The organism is Candidatus Limnocylindrales bacterium, from assembly GCA_035626395.1.
GTDB lineage: Bacteria > Desulfobacterota > Binatia > UBA1149 > CAITLU01 > DASPNH01.
Window position 1 is genome coordinate 1 of the sequence record DASPNR010000004.1, and the last position, 1018, is coordinate 1018.

1 rRNA gene is annotated in these 1018 nt (G+C 53.9%); it reads right to left on the reverse strand.

The features are described 5' to 3' along the window. A 23S ribosomal RNA gene (locus VEC57_03135) occupies nucleotides 1-1018 on the reverse strand; the annotation flags it as partial.

Below are 1018 nucleotides of genomic sequence, written 5' to 3' on the forward strand. Positions count from 1 at the left end.
TTTTAACCGGATTTCCATCGACTACGCCTTTCGGCCTCGCCTTAGGTGCCGACTTACCCTGAGCAGATTAACTTTACTCAGGAAACCTTAGGTTTACGGCGCGCGGGGTTCTCACCCGCGTTATCGCTACTTATGCCGACAGAGTCTTTTCTGATCGCTCCAACGGCCCTCTCGGTGCCGCTTCGCAGCTACAGAATGCTCGCCTACCATCGTGTCCGAAGACACAATCCGAAGCTTCGGTGCGTGGTTTGAGCCCCGTTGTATTGTCGGCGCAGGGCTGCTTGACCAGTGAGCTATTACGCTTTCTTTAAAGGATGGCTGCTTCTAAGCCAACCTCCTGGCTGTCAGTGCTTCCCCACTTCCTTTTCCACTAAACCACGACTTGGGGACCTTAGCTGTCGGTCTGGGCTGTTTCCCTCTCGACCACGAATCTTAGCACCCGTAGTCTGACTCCCGGATATCGCTCATCGGCATTCGGAGTTTGATTGGGTTCGGTAACCCTGTGGGGCCCCTAGCCCATTCAGTGCTCTACCACCGATGGCGTCAGTCCGAGGCTAGCCCTAAAGCTATTTCGGCGAGAACGAGCTATCACGAGATTTGATTAGCCTTTCACCCCTAAGCACAGGTCATCCAAACGGTTTTCAACCCATACTGGTTCGGACCTCCACGTGGTGTTACCCACGCTTCATCCTGCCCATGCCTAGATCATCTCGCTTCACGTCCGAATACCACAGACTAAACGCCCTATTAAGACTCGCTTTCGCTTCGGCTCCGGCATCCGCCTTAACCTTGCCTGTGACATTCACTAGCCAGCTCATTATGCAAAAGGCACGCGGTCAGCCAGGACGAACCTTGGCCTCCCACTGCTTGTAAGCAAACGGTTTCAGGTACTATTTCACTCCCCTCACCGGGGTTCTTTTCACCTTTCCCTCACGGTACTGGTTCACTATCGGTCACTTCGGAGTATTTAGCCTTACCGGATGGTCCCGGCGAATTCATGCAGGATTCCTCGTGTCCC